This window comes from Pseudoalteromonas sp. SG45-1 (assembly GCF_014164135.1).
GTDB classification, from domain to species: domain Bacteria; phylum Pseudomonadota; class Gammaproteobacteria; order Enterobacterales; family Alteromonadaceae; genus Pseudoalteromonas; species Pseudoalteromonas distincta.
The window spans coordinates 45935-69673 of record NZ_JACJEP010000006.1 but is presented as its reverse complement, the minus strand read 5'-3'; the positions used below and the strand labels follow the sequence as shown (position 1 = coordinate 69673).

The window sequence follows — 23739 nt, the reverse complement described above, 5'->3', positions numbered from 1 at the left end:
AAGCACTAGGCTTTGGCAACTTACACCAAGATAAGAGAGTGTTAAAGTGAACCATTTCTGAATGAAAAAGCTCATATGCTGAATTATCCCTTAACGCAGAAGAAAAATCAGCTAAAACCACCGTAAATGCTGGCAAATCAACACACTTTGCTTTACATTTGCATGACATTAATTACAGTTATATGAGCGCCTTTATGAACAACACTACTCTTCAACAACTCGAACAACTGATCGATTCTTTAATCGAACGTAATAATCAATTACAAACAGATGTTGCTACTTTAAAAGAACAGAACACTAAACTAAGCGATGAAAACGAATTACTACAGCTTGAAGCTTTAGAAAATGAAGAAAAGCAAAAAGATGCCAGCACTACTTTATCTGGTCTTCTTGATAAATTACAAAGCGCACAACAGGCTAGCTAATGTCTGAGCTGCAAAACCAGCGGGTCACTGTTGAGTTGCTAGGTAAAGAGCAGCAATTTGCTTGCCCCGAAGGGCAGGAAGATGCATTAATAGCAGCAGCTAAAAATCTAAATGACTTAGTTGAGCAAATGAAACAACGCTCAACCGTTAGAAACGATCAAAAAGCCCTACTAATGGCAGCATTAAACTTAAGCCACGAATTGCTAGAAGCAAAAACACAGGCTACAGTTGAACAACAGCATCAAGACCAATTGATTGATAAACTCAGTCAGCATTTGGCAAATGACCCCAAACACCAAAAATAAAAAGCGCATACTGCGCTTTTTGTTTATTATTAAAGTAATTAAACCTCAGCGTAGAGATAATAAATGAAGTTAAAACTTTCAAACATAACCTCTTCATGTAAGCACTTACTATTGTCATGCACTTTACTATCAATAGCACCTAGCACCTACGCTGCCGTTATTTGGAATACAATAAACCCTCATATTCAGTTTTTAAAGCAACAAGACAAGCTTCGCTTTTACGACTCTAACCAAGTATTAATTGAAGGCGAAAAATGTGCCCTACTGGTTGATACGAGTGCCAATTTTGCTGCAGTTGAACAACTTGCTGAAGATTTAAAAAAACGCCTTAAAACACCTTTATGCTATTTGGTTGCCACGCATTACCATGACGATCACTTGCTCGGTATGGCGGTTATGCAAAATTTTTATCCTGATGCCAAGCTCGTTGTTCATCAGCAAGTAAATAAAAATTTTAGCCTTTACCAAACAGCATATACCGACAAACTAGACACCTATGAAAAGAGCATTGAGCTGAGCTACCAACGATTAGCGAATGTCCCTAAAGAAGAGCAACCTAAATGGCGTGATAAGTTAAAGCTTGCAAAAAAGCGACTTTTTCGCTGGCAGGAGTATCAGCTTAGCAAACCCGAAATAGTCATTAATAGTCGTAAAATTATCGACCTTGGTGGTTTTGAGGTAACGCTTGAGCCGCAGCAAGCCCATACTAACGGTGATTTAACTATTACTACTAATAATGGCAGTGTGCTGATTGGTGGCGATATCGTTGACTGGCTTCCTTACCCTGGACACGGTGAACTTAAAAGTTGGCAAACGTTGCTTAAGCAATATATTAACGACGAAAAGCTCACTATTATTATACCTGGCCACGGCGGCACATTAACAAAAGAGCAGCTGAAACAGCCACTATCATTTTTAACAGCCATAACAGAGCACGTTAAAAACAATAAAGATCAAAGTATTGAGCAGTTAATGCTATCGTTTCCTGAATCAGTTATTGAGCCTTATAAACAAGAAGCGCTTAATATAAAATCGAGCAACTTCTTTTTACAAGCTGGCCTAAATCGCGCAAAAAGCGCAGAATAACTCAACACAACGGATTGTGTTAAAATAATAAAAGGAATTTACAAAAGTGATCACTATGCGCAGTTTGGTTTTATGTTGTTTGGGTATTTTGTTATTTGGTTGTCAATCAACGGAGCAAGAACCACAAGACGCTCCACAAATATTTACTCATTTTGAGCCTGACTATACTTATGATATTGACGAGGAAGTAGCTCAAACGCCTCAAGTTAATGAGCCAGTTACGCCACTTCAATTCAAAAAAACAATCGTAAAAAAGCGCCCACCAAAAACCACCGATCTGTGGGTGCATATAGCCAATAATCTACACTTTACGATTTATCAAAATCGCGCTTTAAAAAAGCGTATCAGCTGGTATGCAAAGCAACCTAACTACTTACAAACGGTGAGCAAACGCGCAGCGCCTTACCTGTATCACATCGTAAAAAAAATTGAGCAAAAGCAATTACCTATGGAGCTCGCATTACTACCATTTGTAGAAAGCGATTTTAGACCAACAATAGCCTCATCACAGCAAGCTGTTGGTGTTTGGCAGTTAGTTGGCGCAACGGCGCATCACTTTGGTGTTAAGTCAGACCAATGGTATGACGGGCGCCAAGACGTACTTGCTTCAACCGATGCTGCACTTGATTACTTAAGTTACTTACATAAACGCTTTGATGGTAATTGGCTACATGCTTTGGCCGCTTATAATAGTGGTGAAGGCCGTGTTAAACGTGCAATCGAAAAAAACAAAAAACGCGGTAAAAGCACCGATTACTGGTCGCTCAGTCTGCCAAAAGAAACTGCTGACTATGTACCCAAATTACTCGCTTTAAGTTATTTAGTTAAACACCCACAAAAAGGGATTAAACGTCCAAAGCTTGCATATAAACCATTTACAACACAGATGAATATAGGCCAGCAGTTCGACTTTTCAGTCATTGCAAAGCTCTCTGGTATAGGTTCAAAGCAGTTACATGCTATTAATCAGGGATATTTAAAAAATCAAAGCTCACCTAACGGGCCGCACACTTTACTGCTGCCTATAGGGCAAGAAGCATTATTAAAAAGTCAGTTCTTCAAATCAAACTTTGCTGGAGAGTACATCGTTAAACAAAACGATACGCTTTACAGTATCGCCAGGCGTTTTAGTATGTCTGTAAAAGCTTTAAAACAACTTAATAATAAAAATAATAATTTAATAGGTGTTGGAGAAAAGTTATTAGTTGGACAACCTAAAACTCTGCCAAGCACATTAACTGTTGATTACAAAATCAGCCCTTATTTAGAACACCAAGAGATTGCGATCCCCACCATTGAAATAGATTACGAAGTTAAGTCAGGCGATAGCCTTTGGAGTATAAGTCAGCTTTATGATGTACCTCATAGCGACTTGGCAAAATGGAACAAACTCTCTGCATCAAGTATTTTAAAGCCTGGCACTCAATTAGTACTGTTTATACCACAGGCTGAAAAGCAAAAAGCAGCACCAATAAAAAAAGATTTACTGCTAGATTTACAAAAAACACTAAATCAGCCACGTTAAGTTTATAAACAAGTATATTTCGCGTAAAATTGCGCCCTAACATAGTTATTATTTGAAGAGACAAGCATGCAAATTAGCAAAAATTCAGCAGTTGAATTTCATTACACCCTTAGCGAAGCGGGCGAACAAATTGAAAGTAGCACAAACGAAGCGCCACTTACTTACATTCATGGCAGCGAAGGCATGCTTCCTGGTTTAGAAAAAGCACTTGAAGGTAAAGAAGCCGGCGAAAAATTTAGTGTAACTCTAGAGCCAAGTGAATCGTACGGCGAGCGTGTTGATGATTTAATTCAACGTATTCCGCTTAAGCATCTACAAGGCGACGTTAAAGTATGGAAACCAGGTATGACAGCAATGGTTAGCTCTAACCAAGGTCGTCATCAGGTTACCATTGTTAAGGTTGGTCGTTTTAACGCAGATTGTGATTTAAACCACCCATTTGCGGGCAAAACACTAACGTTTGATGTTGAAGTTGTATCTGTACGTGAAGCAACAAGTGAAGAAGTTTCTCACGGACATGTGCACGCTGAAGGCGGCTGTGGTCACTCTCACTAGTTAGCGATAAAGGAAGTAAGTATGTCTAAAGTTGCAGTAGTTACAGGTGGTACAAAAGGAATTGGTCTAGCCGTTGTAAAGCGTTTGCTAAGTAATGGCTATAAAGTACATAACCTTGATATAGAGCCAAGCGAAACTGGTATATTTCATCAGTGTGATGTAAGTGATGTATCGGCGGTACAAAGCTGTATCAACGCTATCTGTGAACAAAGCAAACGCATTGATGTACTTGTTTCTAATGCTGGAAAACACTTAAGCGCAAATATAGAAAGCACCGATGAGCAAACTCTCGATGCACTTTTTGCGCTTAATGTTAAAGGCGCGTATGCCGCAGTACAAAGCGTATTGCCAAGCATGAAAGCGCAAAATAGCGGCGCTATTATATTAGTCGCATCCGATCAAGCAATTATAGGTAAGCAAAACTCTTTTGCGTATAACCTAACAAAACATGCCCTTGCCTCAATGGCCAAAACAACGGCGCTTGATTACGCGAGCTTTAATATTAGAGTAAATGCGGTATGCCCTGGCACAATAGAAACCCCGCTATTTCATAACGCGATAGATGCGTACTGCGCAAAAAGTGGCACAAACAAAGCTGAAATAGTTGCCGAGGAAGCAAGTCTGCAACCGCTTAACCGATTAGGTCAAGCCGACGAAGTTGCTGCTCTTGTGAGCTTTTTAGCAAGCGAAGATGCCAGCTTTATTACTGGTAGCTTACAAAGTATTGATGGCGGCTATACAGCCCAATGAGCATGCAAATTATTGACCCTCATGTGCATTTTTTTAATCTTGCCGAGGGGCAATATACTTGGCTACAAGGCGAAAACCTACCAGCATGGCCTAACCTAGAAAAAATTAAACAACCAATAAGTGCAGAGCAACTTGTTAAAAGTACTGATTTTGAACTTGCGGGTATTGTGCACATTGAGGCTGGGTTTGATAATCAATCACCTATAAACGAGTTAAACTGGCTAAGCTCGCATTTAAAAAACCTTTCATTTAAGGCTATTAGTTACAACCAAATTGATGCGCCCGCAGAGCAATTTAATCACGCGCTGAATGCACTGGCTCATTCAAGCCTTTGTGGTATAAGAGATATAACCGAAGAAGATGATGCAGTGAGACTAAAAAGCCCTCATTGTATTAATAACCTTAATTTATTGGCTACAAATAAACTGCATTTTGAAGCTCAATTTGATATTGAAAATAGCGAAATAACCAAACAAATAGCTTACTACGCTAAGCAGCTACCGCAGCTTCAAATTATAATTAATCATGCAGGACTGCCAAGTAATTTAAATGACTGGCAACAAGGTGCTGAGTTACTTGCTCAGCACGACAACATAGCAATTAAATTCTCTGGTTTTGAATTACTTAGGCTCACCAGTGAGCAACAAGCAGCGTGTTTTAATATTCTTTTTAATCACTTTGGCCAGCAGCGTATTATGTTTGCAAGCAACTTTCCTGTGTGCCAAATAAATACAAGCTACAACACCCTATGGCACTCCCATAAGGCGTTATGCTCAAACGATAAGACATGGCATAACCTTAGCTATGCAAACGCTAAGCACTACTATCAAGTTTAAGTAAAACTAGTTATATTAAACTCTCTTTTTATAATAATACGGCCAATTTATGAAAATGTACTTTTTACTAATCGTTGTATTTTCTGCGTTTTTTCTCAATGGCTGCATATCTCAAAATCCAGATCCGACACCTAAGCTGCAACATGCTCTACTGGCAAAGCCAAATAAAACAGCCGTTAGCAAAGCAATTAAAACACTTGTACATATACAAGAAACTCAATTAGCTGATAATGTATTTACTACCAGCAGCACAGTAACCCTTAGCAATGTGGATGGTAATAATATTATCGACACGCAAAGTCGCAATACACCCGATCAGTTTGAATTGATGATTAAAGGCAAGCAATGCTATATACGCCACCTTGATAGTAAAGCCACTATTGAGCTTAAAGACGTAGAATGTAAAATTAACGAGTTATAACATGCTTTACTTCCCCCTAAATAAGCAAAAGCCGGTAAGTGACTAATCACTTACCGGCTTTTGCTTTTTAATGCATGACCTAAAGTTAGGTTAAAAGGCTATTATTTTATTTCTACGCGTTGAGAACGCATAACAATCTCATCATTTAATTCAATACCCAACCCTGGCTCTTCTGACACTTCAAAGAAACCATTTTTAGGTTGTGGGTCTTGTAAACATAACTCGCGGTTCCACTTTTTAATCGCATAAGTGTGGTGCTCATGAATCAAAAAGTTAGGGATAGCCGTTTCTAAGTGCAGTGATGCTGCTGTTGCAACAGGCCCGCCACATACGTGAGCCTGAATACGCACATCAAAGATATCTGCGTAATCACATACTTTTTTAGTTTCGGTAAAGCCACCACATAAACCAATATCAGGTTGCAGAACATCAATACTTTGATCTTCTAAATACGGGCGCACACCCCAGCGATTATACAAACGTTCACCACCAGCAATTGGCACATTAACTTTATCTGCTACTTTTGCATGTAATGAGTGGTTTAGGTAGTTAACTGGCTCTTCAAAGTACATACAGTCAAATTCTTCTGCAATTTCACCTAGCTGAATAGCTGTTGTAACACCTGGTAAACTGTGGCATTCAAAAATAATATCCACTTCGTCGCCTACTGCTTCGCGAATAGCTTGCATACGTGCACGGTATAGCTTCATTTCAGTGCGTGAGATTATTTTTGTACGGTCGTAATAAGTGTTACCGTCTTTATCGTACTGAATTGGATCTACTTTTACTGCATCGTAACCTTCGGCCATCGCCTTTAAAGCCGCTTCTGCATATTCTTGCGGTTGTACTAGCGCTTTAAATTCGCTATCCCAGTCAAACTGTAATTGCGATGCGTAAGTGCGTAGTTTGTCGTTAACTTTACCGCCTAATAACTGGTATACAGGTAAACCAAGCGCTTTACCTTTTATATCCCAAAGTGCGGTATCAATTGCGCTCATTGCAGCATATACAACAGGTCCGCCGCCTAAACCCCAAAAGCTTTCACGTAACATACGTGACCATAGTTTTTCTGTTTGAAATGGGTCGTGGCCGATTAAAAAGGCGTCGGCCATTTCTTTAATCATAGCCGCTGCAGCACTGTGACCTAAATCGTATGCAAGGCCCGCTTCGCCAACACCACTAATACCTTCGTCAGTATGAATACGTACAAACACAGGTGTCCAAGAAGGTCTATCAGGACAGTGAATATCAAATACTTCAACGCGATTTACTTTCATTAAAATTCCTTATTAACCGCTATGGGTTATTTTGCAAAACTAGGGTCAAGTCGATACGCTTTACGTAACATCGCAGGCCACGCAAGTTGCCCGCCAGTGCTGCCACTGTGTACTACGTTTGCTTGATTATAAATATTGTCGATTATAGGTTGCGGTACTTCAATCACCTCTTGCGAGCTTGATTGTAGCGCTAGTTGAATTTCACACGCTCGCTGTAAATCATAAAAGCGCATAAACGCATCGCCTACCGTTGGGCCTACTGTTAAGCCACCGTGATTTACCAATAACATATGGTTAGTGCTGCCCAAATCATCTTGCAGCACTTTTCGCTCGTCGTCGTTTACTGCAAGCCCTTCGTAGCCATGATAAGAAAGCGATGGCAGTGAAAACATTGAATATTGGCTAAGCGGTAATAAACCATTTTTTTGTGTAGCGACTGCGATTGTTTCTTTGGTATGAAGGTGAATAACACAATGAGCGTCTTCGCGTACCTCGTGAATCGCACTGTGAATAGTAAAACCAGCTGGATTAATACTAAATGGCGTATCGTCAATAATGTTGCCGTCTAAGTCGACCTTTACTAAATTAGAGGCTGTTACTTCATCAAAGGTTAAACCAAACGCATTCACTAAGTAGTGGTCGGTGCCAGGCATACGTGCTGATAAATGCGTATAGATTAAATCCCCCCAACGAAAGTGCTCTACCAGTCTATAACACGCGGCTAAATCAACACGAAGTTGCCACTCTTGTGCTGATACTTTATTTTTTAAATCGAGTTGGGGTAAATCAAACATAATGAGCCTTATAAAAACGTACATTATTAACCTGTACGAACAGATGTTTAGAAGTCTAAAGCAGTCTCTATTTTATAGCAAACACCAAACAAAACAGCCACACTATTGTGTGGCTGTTTATAAAACTAAAATACCAATTGCATTAAAATGGTATAACTGCGTAAATTATTTTACGTTAGCTAGGTAATCTGCAATTGCTTCAAACTCTTCATCAGTTACCGTTGCAACCATTGCTTTCATTGCCATGGTCATACCGTTATTACGTGCACCTGACTTAATATCTTTCATTTGCGCTACTAAGTAGTCTTTGTTTTGACCGTTTAGTTTAGGGTACATACCCATAATTGGTGCTTTACCTTCAGCGCCATGACAAGTTTGACAATTCTTAGCGGTATAAAGTGCAGCGCCATCGGCAGCTGCTGCATTAAACGAGAAGCTTGCGGCTAAAGTAATACCCGCGCCTAATAGTAGTGTTTTCATCTTGCTCATTGTATTTACTCTTCTTTTTTGACGGTTAGAAAAACTGTTCTATTGATTGTAGTAAACAATCAAATAAAAAGCATACGTACGAAACGACGCTAGACGATCAACTTAACCAAAAACCGCTAACTCGTTTCTATCTCACTTTTATATACTTTAGCAAATAAAAATGAGCTTACCCTTAATAACTATTACCACACTATATCATCTGGTACTTCAAAGTCTGCGTACGGGTCATCTTCATCTTTTGGTTTGTTTTCTGGCTCTACATGAAAAACAATATACTTTTCGTCAACTTCAGCCACTTTGCGTGCTGGTTCGTCGTCTAATACGTAAAATTGCCCTTCTAGTACACAAATAGCTAAACGACCGCCCGATAACGCTTTTTGCGTTTTCTCGTTCACGTCGATATTTTTTACTTTGTTTTGATAAGTAAAATTAAATGTGCGCTCACCACGAATAGCATCTTGGTTGTGGTGTTCTAAAATTTGTTTAACACGCGCTTCTTGTTCGCGCTGCTTTAAGCTCACTTGGCGTGTTTGGTTAAGCTCTTCAGCTTTTTTTTGCTGCTCTAGCTTGGTTTGTTGAATATGCTTTTGCAGATCACTTGGGTTGCTAGTAGCCCCTTTCTTTTGCTTTTTTTGTTGCTTACGCTTTTCTGATTTAGCAACTTTAGCATTATGCGATGTTGTTAATCCTGCTTGAAGCAATTGGTCTTGTAATGAACCCATGACTTTGTTCCACTAAAAACTAATATTATCGCTATTTTAATCACCAACGAGTTCAAATAACAGCGCTATCGACATTAATCTAGCAAACTAGTTAAAACAAACCATGATATAGCGCAATGACTATGGTTTTAATTATGAATTAAAAGCAATTTTTAATACAATACCACGCAACCAATCAGCAAATGCACAAGCCATATAATGCGTTTACCTCATCTACTCGTTTGCTCGGTATTTATATTTTTTGTGCTTTATGCACCGCAACCCCTACTTAGCGTTTTTGCGAGCGAATTTAATGTAGCACCTGCGGTAGCTGGCAGCTTAATGACTGCAACTATGCTGCCCTTAGCCATTGCCCCGCTCGTTTATGGTTTATTTTTAGCAAAAATAAATCCACTACTTATATTACGTATTGCAATGGTGCTTTTAGGCCTTAGCTGCTTACTTTTTGTTTATGTACCTAGCTTTGAGCTTTTATTATTAGTCAGATTTTTACAGGGTTTAACGCTCCCCGCAGCTTTAACAGCAATGACTAGCTATATAGGCATGAGTTATAGCGCTGATACACTTCAAAAAAATATGACCCTATATATTGGTAGCAGTATAGTTGGTGGTTACTTTGGACGTGTGCTTGCCGCTTTGTTTAGCGACTTATGGAATTGGCAGAGCTTTTATTACGTAATTGCTTTTATGCTTCTTTGCTTAGCTTTGACAGTTAAGCATTCCCGCTTTACAAACCCAGCTAAACAGTCGCAGCTCTCCCCACTCGATTACATTAAACAACTTAAAGAAGGCGCTGTACTTAAAGTTTACGGCGCCGTTTTTTGTATGTTTTTTTGTTTCGCTGCACTGCTTAATTACTTACCGTTTATATTACAAAACACGTTTTTAATTACCAATACTCGTGACATAGGTTTAGTTTACAGTGGTTATTTAATTGGTGCCCTCGCCTCTATTGCTGCACCTTGGTTACTTAAAAAAGTCCCTTCGCCTTGGCACTTATTAACTGCGGTATTTAGTTTTTATAGTGTGAGTATTATTTTATTAATGAGCCATCAGCTTAGCTTATTTTTAATCGCATTTACTTTGTTTTGTGGTGCTATGTTTGTGATTCATTCAACTGCCGCACCGCTCGTTAATAAAATAAGTAAAGCCCCACCAAGTGTAACCAATGGCGGATATGTATCGTTTTATTACAGTGGTGGCGCATTGGGGTCGTTATTACCCGGTGTGGTATACCAACATCATGGGCAAACAGCGTTTATGCTTACGCTGCTTGCGGTTTGCTTATGTGGTTTATCGTTAATTATGTGGGCTTATTTTGAGGGTAAAAATACAACGCGCGGTTGATGCTTTGTGTAATTAAAAAATGTTTCTAAATCAGCTTTACTAAGCAACCATGTTTGGGTGTTTTCAAACGGATGACAATGAAACAAATCACCGTGCCAAATATCTTGGTCAACCCATAAGCTCACTTCGTTTTGCTTATCATTTAAAAGAGCCAACATAGATACACACCCAGGAGCCACTTTTAAATATTTAGCTAGCCGCTCACTCGATGCGAACCCTAAGCGTGAAAGCCCTTGTTGCTTTGATAGTGCCTTTAAGTCGAGCTGCTTATTGTGCGCTGTAATAACTAAAAAGTGTCGCTTGCCTTCGTTATCGCGTAAAAATAGGTTTTTAAGACGAGTACCTGGGCGCTCAATCATAAACTCATCTGCCGCTAAGCTAGTATGTAGCGGCGGATGCTCTATTACATCATAGTTAATATCTAGGTGCGCCAAAAGCTCTGCTAACTTAGTTTTATCAGCCAACATATTACAAACAACGCCCTCTTAGTTGTACACTCAAATCTCGCCATAAAACATCATTAACTTCATGCTTGTTGTCGCAATACTTACGATCTTTTAGCTCCTGATTTAATAATTCAACTGCTTGGTCTTCTAGCTGTAACTTCAGAATGCTCGACTCTTCAAAATGCTCTTTCTCTATATACTGCTTAACCTCACCACGACTTGGTCTCTTATTAGAACCACGGTCAAGGTTAAAGTTTTCACGATGCTTAGCTTTTACCGAAACAACATAAGCAAAAAGCTTATTGCCTTGATCATCTTGCTTTTCGTGAAACTGTTTATTATTTATTTCAAAAGGCGGCTCATCATTTGAGGCACAGCCAGCGAGTAAAACCATAAGCGCTAGAACACATTTTTTCATTGTTTTTTATCGTTTTAGTTTTGAATTAAGCCGAGTCTAACAAAAATTGACGTAAACAGTGAAAATTTACGAAAAAATACTTGACCAAATTTATAAAAAAACTTAAAGTTCGTCCCGCTTGGAACTCAGCAGTCAAGCAGTTACATTATATGTAACTTAGGAATGTGGGGCTATAGCTCAGCTGGGAGAGCGCCTGCCTTGCACGCAGGAGGTCAGCAGTTCGATCCTGCTTAGCTCCACCACTTTCCTACTCCTTTTCAAATTCGTTCTACTCTTCTATTTTTCCACTGTTTTTATTATTTTTTGACACCCTAATATTCTAATTTTTCATTCTATATAATTTTAAATTTATCCATTCAACTTGTGTCTTTACAAGTTCTTAGCTATACATAATGTCACACATTAGTACTTTAGGCTTAACATGGACAACCCTAAGCGTTCAACGCTAAAAAAGCTAGCTGCAATAGGTTTAACAGCTGGTGCAATAACACATGCGCCTTATGTTTTTGCCCGAAAAAAAGTCACATTAAGAGTGCTTGGTACGCATGTAACACTCCAAGAGGCTATCCGCAAGCAAGCGATGAGTGACTTGGGTATTAATATAGAATTTACTCCCGCAGGCAGCGCTGCTGTTTTGCAAAAGGCATCAATGGACCCTAGCTCCTTTGATTTATACGAACAATGGTCAGACAGCATTAATGTGCTTTGGGATGCAGGTTCCATTCAGCCAATAGAAAAAAAACGACTCACCTACTTTAACGAGATAAATCCACTTACTAAAACGGGAAAACTAACCGAAACTGCAAGTATTGGTGCAGGTGATTCCCCCTATAAATTATTAAATGTTCAACCCGATGGCACATTAAGCGCACAAGAAAGCGATCATCTTAGCTTTTTACCTTATGTGCATAATGTTGACTCTTTTGGTTACAACACCGACTTTATTAAGCCCGGTATAGCATACGAAACAGAAAGCTGGAGTTGGCTGCTTGATGACGAGAACAGAGGTAAAGTAGCTATTGTAAATGCGCCTACCATTGGATTATTTGACCTAGCCCTAGCAGCACAAAGTAAAGGGCTTATAAAATTTAACAATATAGGTGCAATGACCCGCCCAGAACTTGATAGATTGTTTAGTATATTACTCGACTTTAAACGCCAAGGTCACTTTAGTGGCTATTGGAACTCGGTTCCTGAGTCGATTGAATTTATGAAAAGTAAACGAGCCCATATAGAAAGCATGTTTTCGCCTGCAGTTTCTGCATTAAACAGCCAAAATATTAATGTACGATTTGCCGCGCCAAAAGAAGGCTACCGAGGCTGGCATGGTGTTATGTGTTTATCGTCACAAATACAAAGTAGCGCAAAAGATGCAGCTTACGATTATATGAATTGGTGGCTTTCAGGCTGGCCTGGTGCATTTATTGCTCGCCAAGGTTATTACATTAGTAACCCGCAGCGCTCTAAACTACTCCTATCTCAGTCTGAATGGGATTACTGGTACGGTGGAAAAGCAACAAACATAGATTTATTAAATACCAATGGCGACGTAGCAGTAAAAGCAGGTGGGCAACGTAATGGCGGTAGTTACCATAAACGCTTTAGTAATGTAGCAGTGTGGAATACAGTTATGCCAACCTATGACTACAGCCTGCAAAAATGGTATGAGTTGATTAGCCGATAATGATAATAAACTCAATTAAATCAAAAATAATATTAGCTCTGTGTTCGCTGATTGGATTACTTCTTTTACAGAGCTATTTGTTTAACTATTCGCAAACGTCTTTACTTAACTTGCAAAAATCGCAACATAACGCGCTTATTCAAAGTGAAGCTGTAACTAACTTAGAAAACGATATTATTTCCCTGCAAGGGCATGCAGTTTCATTTATTGACAATGCAAATGAAAATACGATTACCAAATTTAATTTTTACTTAAATAAGGCAAATCTAAATCTCGAGCAGCTAAAAACAAACACTCAAAACCAGACCCCTGAGTATCAAAACTCACTAATACGCCTTGGCGAGTATTTAAGTAATTACCAAGATACATTTGGCCAAGTTGTCGTAAACAGACAAAAACGCGAACACCTTTACATTACTCAGTTCAAACAACCTATTGATGACTTACAAGTAACAATTAGTGATTTAGAAGGGTCTTCAAACAATGATAATAAAGTTATTTTTAACGATGTTTTACTCACAATAAGTAATTTAAAACATGCAATTATAAGCTACCTCTATAAACCTAATTTTGATGAAGCACAAAATGTAAAACAAAACTTAAATCACTTACATAAAAAACTAACGAGCACCTCTGTAATAAATGAATCCCTCTCCAATAAAACAACAAGCTTAAAACAAGCTTATAACCAACTTGTATTACTCACCCGTAGCTACACTTTTTCTGTAAATGTAGTGCTTACAGGCATAGAAAACGAATTGCTGTATTTAACTAATGAAATTAAAAACATAGAAAAAAATAAACTAATCAAAACAGAAGAGCTACTAAGTAGCCACTTAACAAAAAATACAGAACAGGCAAATATATTTGCCGTTTTAATTATGTTAATCATTTTATTTTTAAGCTATTTTATTTTTAGATCGGTTATAAAACCAATTACTCAGCTCACTTTATTACTTAAAGATATGAATAGCGAAAAGCCAGTAACTATTTCAAATAACAGCCAAAATCAAACTGAAATAGCATCGGTAATAAAAGCAGCTAACGCTTTATATTTAAAAAATAAGCAAACCAAAGAGCTACTCAATGAAACCCGCGTATTAAATTCCCAAATGGAAGCAATGAATGCCGACCTGACGAGTGCCATGGAGCAAACCGATAAAGCCAATAAAACAAAAATAGATTTTGTAGCCAATATGAGTCATGAACTTCGCACCCCAATGAATGGCATATTAGGTATGTTGCAACTTTTACAAAGCAGCGAGCTTCCCTCAAGGCAAAAACACTACGCAGATAAAGCTTTTTCAAGTGCTCAAAATTTATTGCAGATTTTAAACAATATTCTGGATTTTTCTAAGCTAGAATCGGAAAAAGTTCAGTTAGAGCAAATCCCTTTTACCTTACATACTATAGTTTCTAACGTTCAAAATTTATTCTCAACAAATGCCAAGCAAAAAGGTTTGTTATTAAACTTTACTTTACACGTTGATGCAGGGCTTGAACTTATTGGCGACCCAATGCACTTAAGCCAAATAATAAATAACTGTGTAGGTAACGCAATTAAGTTTACTGAGCATGGTGAAATATCATTAATTATAGAAGCGACATCTCAACACGAAAAAACAATAAACCTTCGCTTTAGTATAAAAGACACGGGTATTGGGATGACTGAAGAGCAATCAAAAATTATATTCCAGTCTTTCTCGCAAGGTGATTCAAGCACAACAAGAAAGTATGGTGGGTCCGGTTTAGGACTCACTATAAGCAAACAATTAACTAAATTGCTGGGCGGAGATATACAAGTAAGGAGCACGATTAATCAAGGTAGCGAGTTTTTCTTTACTCTACCCTTTACTTTATCTGAGCAACAAAAGCTTAAAAAACACGCCTTATTAATTAGCCCTGATAATGAGCAAATTAAAAAATTAATGGACTTACTAAGTGGTATAGACATAACGACAGAAACAACAAAAGAACCATTAAGAGCCATTGCAAAAATGTCTCAGCCTAGTAGCCCATTTAGTATTGTAATAATGTCGATAGAAAAAAAAGAGCTCAACGATAACTTTATTTTACAACAACTGTACGCTCAAAATAAAAACGTTAATGAAAAATTGACACTTATTTTATTAATTACCGATGAAGAGTCTCCAGAACCAATTGCAAAAAATGAAAATATAAACATTATAATTATTGGTAATAAAAATAGTGAAGTAGAAATTTTAAGAGCACTCGCACCAAATAATTTTAAAGAAAAGCAATTAAAGCCTCACCCTAAATTCTCGGGTTTTAATGCATTAGTTGTTGACGACAATAAAATTAATCAAGAAATAGCTTCCGCTCTTTTAGCCAGATTAGATATGACCGTGATCATTGCTGATAATGGACATGATGCATTAGATAAAATAGAGACAAATGACATCGATATTATTTTTATGGATGTTCAAATGCCAGTTATGGACGGACTAGAAGCAACAAGCATATTAAGAGAGCGAGGCTACAAAACTCCTATAATTGCTATTACGGCAGCCGCAGACCCTAATGATAAAAAAGCAGCATTTAGAGCCGGTATGGATGACTTTTTAGTAAAACCGATTATTTTTGATGCACTTTACAAAAGTATAGAAAAGCATCTGCAAAGTAGTGAACCTCTGAGCACTATAAACCTGCCATTAGCAAAAGAAAACCTAGAAAACAATGACAAATTGTTAACTAAATTATTTACTCAGTTTGTCAACGATTACAATGACTTTTCGACTAAAGCTGATATATTAATCAAAAATAGAGAGTTAGAAAGCTTAATTCGACTAGTACATACACTCAAAGGACTGGCCGGCACATTAGGCTTTGAGCTACTGCAACACAGCGCGCAAAGTGTTGAGAAAAGCTTAATAGATAAGAAAAGTATTAACTTATCTCATTTTAATGAACAATTAACACTTACACTTTTTGCTGTAAAACAATTTTTGATAGCTGACAGCTTTAAAAAAGAACATATACAGCAACATCAACTAGAAAACGAAGACTCGGTTATTGATAATATATACTCATTAGCATTAACGGCTCGCCCCGTACCTAGCAGTTTGGTTAGACAGCTAGAAATGAATCAATATGAGAGAGGCCACTCCCTATTTAAGCTCAAAGAAGCAATTGATCATTTTAACTACGCGTTAGTAATTGAGCTTATTGATATGTATAGAAACGATAATAAAAATTAGGCATAACCACTAACCTGAACTAGATTTAATATTGTAAAGAACGCAGAGAAGGACAGATAGTGCATTCAAATTACCTCGCAAACAGTAATGGATTAACCACAGAACAAAAGCATAAACCTTTAATTCTTATTGTTGATGACGAACCTAGTAATTTACACGTATTAGTAGAAGGACTTTTAACTGACTACGATGTACGTATTTCTACTAGTGGTGAGCAGGCTTTGATCTTTATTGAGTCAACTCGGCCTGACTTGATTTTATTAGACATAATGATGCCAGGCATGGACGGCTACGAAGTATGTAATATACTCAAAGCGAAACAAAATACCAAAGGGATCCCTGTCATATTTGTAACAGCGCTTACCGAGGAAGAGTCTGAAGAAAAAGGCTTCGCGATGGGCGCAATTGACTACATACACAAACCTTACAAGCTAGCGCTCGTTAGAGCGCGTATTCGTACACACATTACAGCGCAAGGCATGCTAGACAGGTTAATAGAAAAAAACTTTGACCTGCACGACAAGCTACTCGAAATAGAGTCTCTTGCGAAAGAGCTTAGCCAACGTGAAGAAGAGCTAAAAGAGCTTTCATCAAAACAAAAGTTATTTTACCAAGCCCTAACGGGAACCGCTGATGGTGTTGTTATTGCCGATAGTAATGGCAAAATTATAGCCGTAAACCCTTCATTTTGCCGTATAACCGGTTACTGTGAATCAGACTCACTACAAATGCAGTTGCACGATATTAAACAAAATAACCATCCTAGCATTAGCTTTGACCAAGTATGGGAGCATGCGAATCAAGCAGGCTATTGGAGTGGAGAACTTGTAACCAGACGAAAAAATGGCGAACTTTATCCAGAGCTACTAACTCTCAGTTTGGTTAAAGGCGATCAAGATACTAACGTTCACTATATTGGTGTATTCAGTGATATTTCGAGCGTTAAAGTAACCCAAGAAAGAATTCATTACCTTACATGGCATGATGAACTTACAGGTTTACCCAACCGAAATGGGTTTTTAAAGCAGTTAGAGCAACAACTTCAGGTTTGCAGTACCGAAAATAGTTATGCCTATATCTATATTATTGACATAGACAGCTTCCACTCAATCAATGATGGATTAGGATTACTCGCTGGCGACAGTATCCTTAAAGTATTAACTAAACGAATCCATACTCACGTGAGTAAAAAAGATGTTATTGCTCGCTTAGGTAGTGATGAATTTGCAGTACTGTGTACAGTTGAAAAAGGTGTGGGCAGAGCTAGAGCTCAAGCTATGGCTGAAAATAAAGCCCAAGAGCTACTTGCAAGTGTAAACCATCCATTTGTCGTTGCTGAACAAGACGTTAGCTTAACAGTAAGTATTGGCACCTATATTTTTCCACGAGAAGATCAATGGGAAAGTGCTATTGAGACTATTCGTAACTGTGAAGCGGCCTGCTACAAGGCAAAAGAGAAAGGCGGCAATAGAGTTACCTTTTTTGATACTTCATTTGGCGAGCAAGCAAAACGCCGTTTTGAAATAGAACAAGATTTACGTAAAGCTATTTTAAATAATGAGCTATCGCTATATTTACAATCCCAATTTGATCGAAACCAAACTCTTAAGGGCGCTGAGGTTTTATTAAGATGGGAGCACCCTCAAAAAGGCTTTATTAGCCCTGGTGAGTTTATATCTATAGCCGAAGAGTCAGACATAATTTATGATTTAGATTGCTGGGTAACTTCAAATGCACTTGAAATACTAACGCAACTTGGTAAAACCCACCCTGAGTTAAACTTATCAATTAATATAAGTGGCAGGCACTTTCATGAAGCGCGTTTTTTAAACTTTATTAGCCAACAGATAAAGCAACATAACATTAATCCTCAACAACTCACTATTGAGATAATTGAAGGTACGTTACTTAATCATATGGAAGCGGCTATTGAAGCTGTTCACTTTCTCAAGAAGCTAGGTATTAGAGTATCAATTGATGACTTTGGTACTGGATATTCGAGCTTAACCTACCTAAAACAATTACCAATACAAGAACTTAAAATTGATCGTTCTTTTGTTTTAGAGGCTCCTACCGATAACAACGATAAACTAATTATTGATATGATTGTAAGCTTAGGTCGTTTATTTGAACTCGAGATAGTTGCTGAAGGCGTAGAGAACCAGTCCCACTTTGATTTACTACAGGAGTATCCTGAGGTTATTCTGCAAGGCTATTATTTGCATAGACCAGAACCTGCAAGTGATTGGTTAAAAAAGTTAAAGTAACTGTAGCGTGATTTATAAACTAAAAAGCCGAGCATAAATATGCTCGGCTTTTTATGGACTTAATTTTTGCGGTTACTCGCGAACTTGGCCAACTCCATTAACTAAATACTTTTCTGTCGTTAGTGACTCGAGGCCCATAGGACCGTATGCATGTAGCTTGGAAGTAGCTATTCCAATCTCTGCACCTAGGCCCAATTGTGAGCCATCAGAAAAACGAGACGATGCGTTAACCATTACTACAGAAGCATCAACACTACGTTGGAATAACTCTGCAGCAGCTTCATTTTTAGTACAAATTACTTCTGTATGGTTTGATCCAAACTGTGCAATGTGTTCAACCGCTGCCGTAAAGTTTGGAACAACGCGAATAGCGATTTCTAGGTCTAGATATTCTTCACCAAATTCGTTATCGGCTAGGACTGTTGCGTTATCAAAGTATTTAGCTGCAAAGCTGTCAGCATTTATTTTTACACCTTCTTGGCGTAATACAACTGCACACAAATTTAAAAACTCATCTGCCACATCTTGATGCACAACTAAACCTTCTAGTGCATTACAAACACCGGTACGCTGCGTTTTACCGTTAAGCAGTAAGTTAAGCGCAATTTCTAGGTCGGCATCTTTATCTACATATAGATGACAAACGCCTTTGTAATGCTGAATTACTGGGATCGTACTGTTTTCAGTAACAAAGTTAATTAAACCCTCGCCGCCGCGTGGAATGATTAAATCAATGCTTTCGCGTTGCTGCATCAGTTCCATTAACAGCGCACGGTCTGGATCTGGAATCACTGAAATAAGTGATACCGGTAAGTTGTGCTTCTCAAGTACGCTGTGCATTACACTTGCGATAGCTTGTGAACTTCTAAGTGCTTCTTTGCCGCCACGTAAAATTACGCCATTACCTGATTTAAAACATAATGCACCAGCGTCTGCTGTCACATTCGGGCGTGCTTCGTAAATCATACATACAACGCCAAGAGGTACGCGCATTTTGCGAATTTTAATACCATTTGGGCGCTCAGTAATATCACGCAGCTGACCAACAGGATCATCAAGGCTTACGATTACTTCAATGCCTTGTGCCATTGATTCAATACGCTCATCGTTTAACGTTAAGCGGTCGATCATTGAGGCAGCTAAGTTATTGTCGCGTGCTGCGCTTAAATCACTTTCATTTTCTTTTATTATAAATGCTTTTTGCTCTCTTAGTGCCGCTGCCATTTCAACTAGTACTTTGTTTTTAGTCTCGGTATCGAGTAAAGCAAGTGTATGTGCAGCTTTAGCTGCCTGACGTGAAATGTCCGTAATTAAACTCATGACTTCTCCAATAATGCGATATGTTTTTCAGATATAACTGGTCCAATTGAATCCTGCATTTTTTCGCTGAATTCACTCTGTTCGTTGTCTGCAATAAAGTTTAACAAACAGCTACTATAATTTGCGGTCGCTTTAGCTAAACGCGTACCGTCTTCACTACGTACTAAAATGGTATCACCCACGGCAAATTCACCGTGAACTTCCATGATTTCGTCACCACGAATACATCCACTTTCACCTTCAAGAGATTCATCAAATGATCCATCAACAACAACTTCACCTTGCTCATTTGCTGTATGTGTCATCCAATGAATAGAGTCCTGCATCGGTTTTTCGTACGGTAAAAATACACTACCTGGGTTTTCTCCAGCTAGCAGTTTTGTAAATGTTTCTTCTTTAAAGCCATTTATAATATAAGTCGCTATACCATGTGACGTTGCTTTTTCTGCCGCTTCTATTTTAGTTTTCATACCACCAGTACCTACCGCACTTGTAGCACATCCTGCCATAGCATAAATAGATTCATCAATTGATTTTATTTCAGGCAGTAACACCGCATCATCATGTAAGTTAGGGTTTTTATCATATAGCCCATCAACGTCTGAGAATATTAATAAAGCATCGGCATCGGCAGCTGCTGCGACCATTGCTGATAAGTTATCGTTGTCCCCTACTCGTAAATCGTCGGTGGTTACTGCATCGTTTTCATTAATGATAGGAAGTACACCATGTTCAAGTAAAGTGAACACGGTTTCACGGATGCTCTGGTAACGCTCGCGGTCACGTAAATCGCCATGCGTTAATAATAGCTGCGCAGATGGAAAGTCAAAAAAGCGGTCCCACATGGCAATCATTTCTGTTTGACCTGCTGCCGCCATTGCTTTTTTCATTACCACAGAGCGTGGTTTGTCTGATGGGAATAAATGCGCGCCAGCAGCTACAGAACCCGATGATACTAAAATCACCTCGATTCCACGGGCACGACAACGAACAATGAACTGTGCGATGGTTAATATGTAACGCGAACGGCAGCCATCTTGATCTGGTGCAATTAATGCACTACCTACTTTAAGTACGATACGTCGCCAATTTAACTTTTGCATAAATGCTCAACTTTCCATTTTATCTGCGCTCACCTTAATTAGACGAGCTAAAACTAAGTAGCTAGGTTTAAAACATAGCTTCGAATTTGTCTTTCATTTAGGCAACACTTTTTTACACACACGCGAAAACCATATCTAAAACAATAAGCTTAGATTTAAGGTTAAGTATAAAGTAGCAACAACCCAATAATATCGAGCAGCACTAATCAAAAAATTTAAAAGTGTTGTTTATGCATCGCTGTAAAAAGCTGTGTGTGGCTTTTTTATTAACAACATACATAGAGCCTCTAAAGTCTGATACACCAACAGATAGGGTGAAGACCAAAGGACCGAGATTTAACCGCCACGATGGGGGTTAAACATTGAAAGTAATAGTTCAACTCAAACCTTTATTTACTTAAATAATTAAATAAACTTGTTTAGCAAAACCATACCAAGAGTTCGGCAAATGAAATTATATAGTGTTCGAATACTAGTAACACCACTAATGCATGATTATAAAGGTTAAAAATGACGTTAAGATTAACAAACCACTTTTACTTCCAATAAACTTCATTAGATAACTAATCATTAGAACACGAAGCATATTACACTAAATACCCCTTAAAAATCAAGGTTAAAATTCGAGCGAAGCTAATTCCTCCTCGTTTGTGGTGTTAGATTGTTATTAAAATTCAACCAATTAAACAATTAATACAGCCTAAAATAAGGCGGCTTAACACGCGCAAAATAATTTAAGCCTACTAATCTTCTATAAGCAGCTAAAATTGATTAGTAATATTTGAATTTCCCGTGTATACCCCTGTATTAATAATTAACAAAAGTTATACTTTCTAAACAAACCGTCATAAATAAGGAATTCTTAATCTATGTCAGCAATTTACATAGCCGGTATCGCACTTTGCTCTGTGCTTGCCCAATGGGTCGCGTGGGCTTTTAGAGTGCCCGCTATTCTTTTCTTATTGCTTACTGGTCTTTTACTTGGGCCATTTAGTGGTGTTTTAGACCCTGATGCATTGTTAGGTGATTTACTGTTTCCAGTTGTATCACTAAGTGTTGCCATCATTTTATTTGAAGGATCCTTAACTCTGCATTTCAGAGAGCTAAAAGGAATCGGAAAAGTTGTAAGAAACCTTTGCTCCATCGGCATGCTTACTACCTGTATTATTATTAGCCTCAGCGCCTATTGGTTGCTTGAACTTAATTGGCGTGTAGCTGCGGTATTAGGTGCAGTGCTAGTTGTAACAGGCCCTACTGTTATAGCACCGCTATTAAACTCAATGCGCCCAACACAAGACATTGACCGCATACTTCGATGGGAAGGTATTGTAATAGACCCGATCGGCGCATTATTCGCTGTATTAGTATTTGAAGCCGTAATGCTGGTAGGCCAAGGCGAAGTATTTAGCCACACTATTATTGCTTTAGTTAAAACCCTAGGTGTTGGATTAAGTATTGGTGTTGCTGCTGGTTGGTTAACAACACTATTAATGCGCCGCGAGTGGCTACCATTTGAATTACATAAGTTTGGTATATTGGCATTAGTACTCATTAGTTTTTCTGTATCAAACTATTTAAGCCATGAATCAGGCCTATTAGCAGTGACTGTATTTGGTATTTGGCTTGCTAACCAAGACGATTTAGAAATAGATTCTGTACTTGAGTTCAAAGAAGACTTGTCGATGATATTAATATCAACGCTGTTTATTTTACTTGCAGCACGCTTACAGCTCTCTGATTTAATGATGCTCGACAGCGATGTATTTATATTTTTAGCTATCGTGCTTTTTGTTGCTCGGCCACTGTGTATTGCTATTTCGACCTTTGGTACTGACTTACCAATGAAGTCTCGTTTGGTACTTGCCTGGATAGCTCCACGCGGTATAGTCGCCGCAGCCGTTGGGTCAGTATTTGCGCTTAGCATGATGGAGTCTGGTGTTGCGGATGCTGAAAAAATGGTACCTCTTATATTTACAGTAATTATAATTACCGTTGTACTACAGAGCTTAACCGCCATTCCTGTCGCCAAGCTATTAGGTGTACGCCAGCCATCGCCAAATACAATATTAATTATTGGTGCAAACCATGTATCGCGTGCAATCGGCCGAGGCTTACAAGAGCAAAACATTCCGGTTCACCTGTCAGATCCTGCATGGGAAAACTGCAGAATGGCACGTATGGATGGTTTAGCTTGTTATTATGGTAACCCGCAATCAGAGCATGCTGAACGCTACTTACCTCTAACAACGATTCGTAGTGTATTAGCATTATCGCCAAATCGTCATCATAATGCGTTAGGTGTTCAATACTTTTCGCATTTACTTAATGAGAAAAATGTATTTTCGCTACGCTCATCAACGTCGCATGCAAAAGCAAATAAAGACAGCGCAACGTTTTTATCTAGACAAATACTGTTTGGAGACGAAGGCTCGTATGCACGTTTAAGCAGTATTATAGCTAAAGGCGGTAAGGTTAGTTCAACACGTATCTCGGATGAGTTTAGCTGGGAACAATACTTAGAAATGAACCCTGAGGCTATCCCTTTATTTATTCTCAAAGGTGATAAAGACAGTGATGACGATACACCAATTAAGCTAAGACCGTTTACAATCAACATGGAAAAACCGCCGCAAGAAGGCGAACGCGTTGTTGCTTTACAGCCGCCTAAAATGTCAGTTTTAAAAGACCCGCAAACAAAGACTAAAGAAGACAGTTAAATACTTTTACAGTCTGTAAAAACTAAAAAACCCT

21 protein-coding genes and 1 tRNA gene are annotated in these 23739 nt (G+C 38.4%); 14 read left to right on the top strand and 8 right to left on the bottom strand.

Annotated elements, in window-relative coordinates:
• Positions 1-194: 194 nt before the first annotated feature.
• From zapB to H5117_RS07490, 8 genes are all read left to right on the top strand, one after another.
• Positions 195-425, top strand: a complete 231-nt coding sequence (gene zapB, locus H5117_RS07525; RefSeq protein ID WP_002957855.1) for a cell division protein ZapB — start codon at positions 195-197, stop codon at positions 423-425.
• Positions 425-730 carry a cell division protein ZapA gene (locus H5117_RS07520; RefSeq protein ID WP_002957856.1) on the top strand — a complete coding sequence of 102 codons (306 nt, stop codon included), beginning with the start codon at positions 425-427 and terminating at the stop codon, positions 728-730. Before zapB ends, H5117_RS07520 begins: the two co-directional genes overlap by 1 nt.
• Before the next feature lie 63 nt (positions 731-793).
• Positions 794-1816 carry an MBL fold metallo-hydrolase gene (locus tag H5117_RS07515; RefSeq protein ID WP_182736941.1) on the top strand — a complete coding sequence of 341 codons (1023 nt, stop codon included), beginning with the start codon at positions 794-796 and terminating at the stop codon, positions 1814-1816.
• 55 nt (positions 1817-1871) lie between these two features.
• Complete coding sequence (locus tag H5117_RS07510) at positions 1872-3341, top strand: LysM peptidoglycan-binding domain-containing protein (RefSeq protein ID WP_182712023.1); 1470 nt, start codon at positions 1872-1874, stop codon at positions 3339-3341.
• 66 nt (positions 3342-3407) lie between these two features.
• Positions 3408-3896, top strand: coding sequence for a peptidylprolyl isomerase (locus H5117_RS07505; RefSeq protein ID WP_002957860.1), 489 nt, complete (start codon positions 3408-3410; stop codon positions 3894-3896).
• Positions 3897-3917: 21 nt separating this feature from the next.
• Positions 3918-4646 carry an SDR family NAD(P)-dependent oxidoreductase gene (locus tag H5117_RS07500; protein ID WP_182736939.1) on the top strand — a complete coding sequence of 243 codons (729 nt, stop codon included), beginning with the start codon at positions 3918-3920 and terminating at the stop codon, positions 4644-4646.
• Positions 4643-5482: an amidohydrolase gene (locus H5117_RS07495; protein WP_182736937.1), complete on the top strand. Its 840-nt coding sequence runs from the start codon at positions 4643-4645 to the stop codon at positions 5480-5482. Before H5117_RS07500 ends, H5117_RS07495 begins: the two co-directional genes overlap by 4 nt.
• Before the next feature lie 49 nt (positions 5483-5531).
• A complete protein-coding gene (locus tag H5117_RS07490) occupies positions 5532-5903 on the top strand; it encodes a hypothetical protein (RefSeq protein WP_182736935.1) in 372 nt (123 codons plus the stop codon).
• A 101-nt stretch (positions 5904-6004) separates the two neighbouring features.
• On the opposite strand, the gene H5117_RS07485 is transcribed toward H5117_RS07490, so the two are convergent.
• The 4 genes from H5117_RS07485 to H5117_RS07470 all read right to left on the bottom strand — a co-directional run bounded on the left by H5117_RS07485 (position 6005) and on the right by H5117_RS07470 (position 9185).
• A complete protein-coding gene (locus H5117_RS07485) occupies positions 6005-7180 on the bottom strand; it encodes a mandelate racemase/muconate lactonizing enzyme family protein (protein WP_007375956.1) in 1176 nt (391 codons plus the stop codon).
• A 26-nt stretch (positions 7181-7206) separates the two neighbouring features.
• The gene (locus tag H5117_RS07480) at positions 7207-7974 is read right to left on the bottom strand and encodes a class II aldolase/adducin family protein (protein WP_182736933.1); all 768 of its coding nucleotides are present in this window, start codon (positions 7972-7974) and stop codon (positions 7207-7209) included.
• 165 nt (positions 7975-8139) lie between these two features.
• Complete coding sequence (locus tag H5117_RS07475; RefSeq protein WP_002957866.1) at positions 8140-8463, bottom strand: c-type cytochrome; 324 nt, start codon at positions 8461-8463, stop codon at positions 8140-8142.
• Between the two features lie 182 nt (positions 8464-8645).
• Positions 8646-9185, bottom strand: a complete 540-nt coding sequence (locus tag H5117_RS07470) for a DUF2058 domain-containing protein (protein WP_002957867.1) — start codon at positions 9183-9185, stop codon at positions 8646-8648.
• Between the two features lie 198 nt (positions 9186-9383).
• Between H5117_RS07470 and H5117_RS07465 the strand changes: the two genes are divergently transcribed.
• Positions 9384-10532: an MFS transporter gene (locus tag H5117_RS07465; RefSeq protein ID WP_182736931.1), complete on the top strand. Its 1149-nt coding sequence runs from the start codon at positions 9384-9386 to the stop codon at positions 10530-10532.
• Here H5117_RS07465 and H5117_RS07460 read toward each other — a convergent pair.
• Entirely contained in the window at positions 10499-10999 is a 501-nt protein-coding gene (locus H5117_RS07460) for a prolyl-tRNA synthetase associated domain-containing protein (protein WP_154903604.1), read from the bottom strand. The genes H5117_RS07465 and H5117_RS07460 overlap by 34 nt on opposite strands.
• Before the next feature lies 1 nt (position 11000).
• Positions 11001-11396: a hypothetical protein gene (locus H5117_RS07455; RefSeq protein ID WP_182694033.1), complete on the bottom strand. Its 396-nt coding sequence runs from the start codon at positions 11394-11396 to the stop codon at positions 11001-11003.
• A gap of 166 nt (positions 11397-11562) precedes the next feature.
• Here H5117_RS07455 and H5117_RS07450 point away from each other — a divergent pair.
• The 4 genes from H5117_RS07450 (at position 11563) to H5117_RS07435 (ending at position 18565) form a co-directional block, all read left to right on the top strand.
• A tRNA-Ala gene (locus tag H5117_RS07450) sits at positions 11563-11638 on the top strand.
• Positions 11639-11817: 179 nt separating this feature from the next.
• Positions 11818-13080 carry a PotD/PotF family extracellular solute-binding protein gene (locus H5117_RS07445; protein WP_182695517.1) on the top strand — a complete coding sequence of 421 codons (1263 nt, stop codon included), beginning with the start codon at positions 11818-11820 and terminating at the stop codon, positions 13078-13080.
• Positions 13080-16298: a hybrid sensor histidine kinase/response regulator gene (locus tag H5117_RS07440; protein ID WP_182736929.1), complete on the top strand. Its 3219-nt coding sequence runs from the start codon at positions 13080-13082 to the stop codon at positions 16296-16298. Before H5117_RS07445 ends, H5117_RS07440 begins: the two co-directional genes overlap by 1 nt.
• Positions 16299-16357: 59 nt before the next feature.
• Positions 16358-18565, top strand: a complete 2208-nt coding sequence (locus H5117_RS07435) for an EAL domain-containing protein (RefSeq protein ID WP_182736927.1) — start codon at positions 16358-16360, stop codon at positions 18563-18565.
• 72 nt (positions 18566-18637) lie between these two features.
• On the opposite strand, the gene H5117_RS07430 is transcribed toward H5117_RS07435, so the two are convergent.
• Together H5117_RS07430 and proB are read right to left on the bottom strand one after the other, a co-directional pair.
• Positions 18638-19885: a glutamate-5-semialdehyde dehydrogenase gene (locus tag H5117_RS07430; protein WP_182736925.1), complete on the bottom strand. Its 1248-nt coding sequence runs from the start codon at positions 19883-19885 to the stop codon at positions 18638-18640.
• Positions 19882-20988 (bottom strand): glutamate 5-kinase, encoded by a 1107-nt coding sequence (proB, locus tag H5117_RS07425; protein ID WP_002957876.1) that lies wholly within the window; start codon positions 20986-20988, stop codon positions 19882-19884. The genes H5117_RS07430 and proB overlap by 4 nt, the downstream gene beginning before the upstream one ends.
• Before the next feature lie 869 nt (positions 20989-21857).
• Here proB and H5117_RS07420 point away from each other — a divergent pair.
• Complete coding sequence (locus H5117_RS07420; RefSeq protein WP_182712016.1) at positions 21858-23705, top strand: sodium:proton antiporter; 1848 nt, start codon at positions 21858-21860, stop codon at positions 23703-23705.
• Positions 23706-23739 lie beyond the last annotated feature (34 nt).

Coding starts and splice junctions, on each gene's coding strand:
- H5117_RS07515 (WP_182736941.1), top strand. CDS start 794: ATGAAGTTAAAACTTTCAAACATAACCTCTTCATGTAAGCACTTACTA.
- H5117_RS07520 (WP_002957856.1), top strand. CDS start 425: ATGTCTGAGCTGCAAAACCAGCGGGTCACTGTTGAGTTGCTAGGTAAA.
- H5117_RS07485 (WP_007375956.1), bottom strand. CDS start 7,180: ATGAAAGTAAATCGCGTTGAAGTATTTGATATTCACTGTCCTGATAGA.
- zapB (WP_002957855.1), top strand. CDS start 195: ATGAACAACACTACTCTTCAACAACTCGAACAACTGATCGATTCTTTA.
- H5117_RS07470 (WP_002957867.1), bottom strand. CDS start 9,185: ATGGGTTCATTACAAGACCAATTGCTTCAAGCAGGATTAACAACATCG.
- H5117_RS07440 (WP_182736929.1), top strand. CDS start 13,080: ATGATAATAAACTCAATTAAATCAAAAATAATATTAGCTCTGTGTTCG.
- H5117_RS07420 (WP_182712016.1), top strand. CDS start 21,858: ATGTCAGCAATTTACATAGCCGGTATCGCACTTTGCTCTGTGCTTGCC.
- H5117_RS07475 (WP_002957866.1), bottom strand. CDS start 8,463: ATGAGCAAGATGAAAACACTACTATTAGGCGCGGGTATTACTTTAGCC.
- H5117_RS07465 (WP_182736931.1), top strand. CDS start 9,384: ATGCGTTTACCTCATCTACTCGTTTGCTCGGTATTTATATTTTTTGTG.
- H5117_RS07510 (WP_182712023.1), top strand. CDS start 1,872: ATGCGCAGTTTGGTTTTATGTTGTTTGGGTATTTTGTTATTTGGTTGT.
- H5117_RS07445 (WP_182695517.1), top strand. CDS start 11,818: ATGGACAACCCTAAGCGTTCAACGCTAAAAAAGCTAGCTGCAATAGGT.
- H5117_RS07500 (WP_182736939.1), top strand. CDS start 3,918: ATGTCTAAAGTTGCAGTAGTTACAGGTGGTACAAAAGGAATTGGTCTA.
- H5117_RS07430 (WP_182736925.1), bottom strand. CDS start 19,885: ATGAGTTTAATTACGGACATTTCACGTCAGGCAGCTAAAGCTGCACAT.
- H5117_RS07490 (WP_182736935.1), top strand. CDS start 5,532: ATGAAAATGTACTTTTTACTAATCGTTGTATTTTCTGCGTTTTTTCTC.
- H5117_RS07455 (WP_182694033.1), bottom strand. CDS start 11,396: ATGAAAAAATGTGTTCTAGCGCTTATGGTTTTACTCGCTGGCTGTGCC.
- H5117_RS07480 (WP_182736933.1), bottom strand. CDS start 7,974: ATGTTTGATTTACCCCAACTCGATTTAAAAAATAAAGTATCAGCACAA.
- H5117_RS07495 (WP_182736937.1), top strand. CDS start 4,643: ATGAGCATGCAAATTATTGACCCTCATGTGCATTTTTTTAATCTTGCC.
- H5117_RS07460 (WP_154903604.1), bottom strand. CDS start 10,999: ATGTTGGCTGATAAAACTAAGTTAGCAGAGCTTTTGGCGCACCTAGAT.
- proB (WP_002957876.1), bottom strand. CDS start 20,988: ATGCAAAAGTTAAATTGGCGACGTATCGTACTTAAAGTAGGTAGTGCA.
- H5117_RS07505 (WP_002957860.1), top strand. CDS start 3,408: ATGCAAATTAGCAAAAATTCAGCAGTTGAATTTCATTACACCCTTAGC.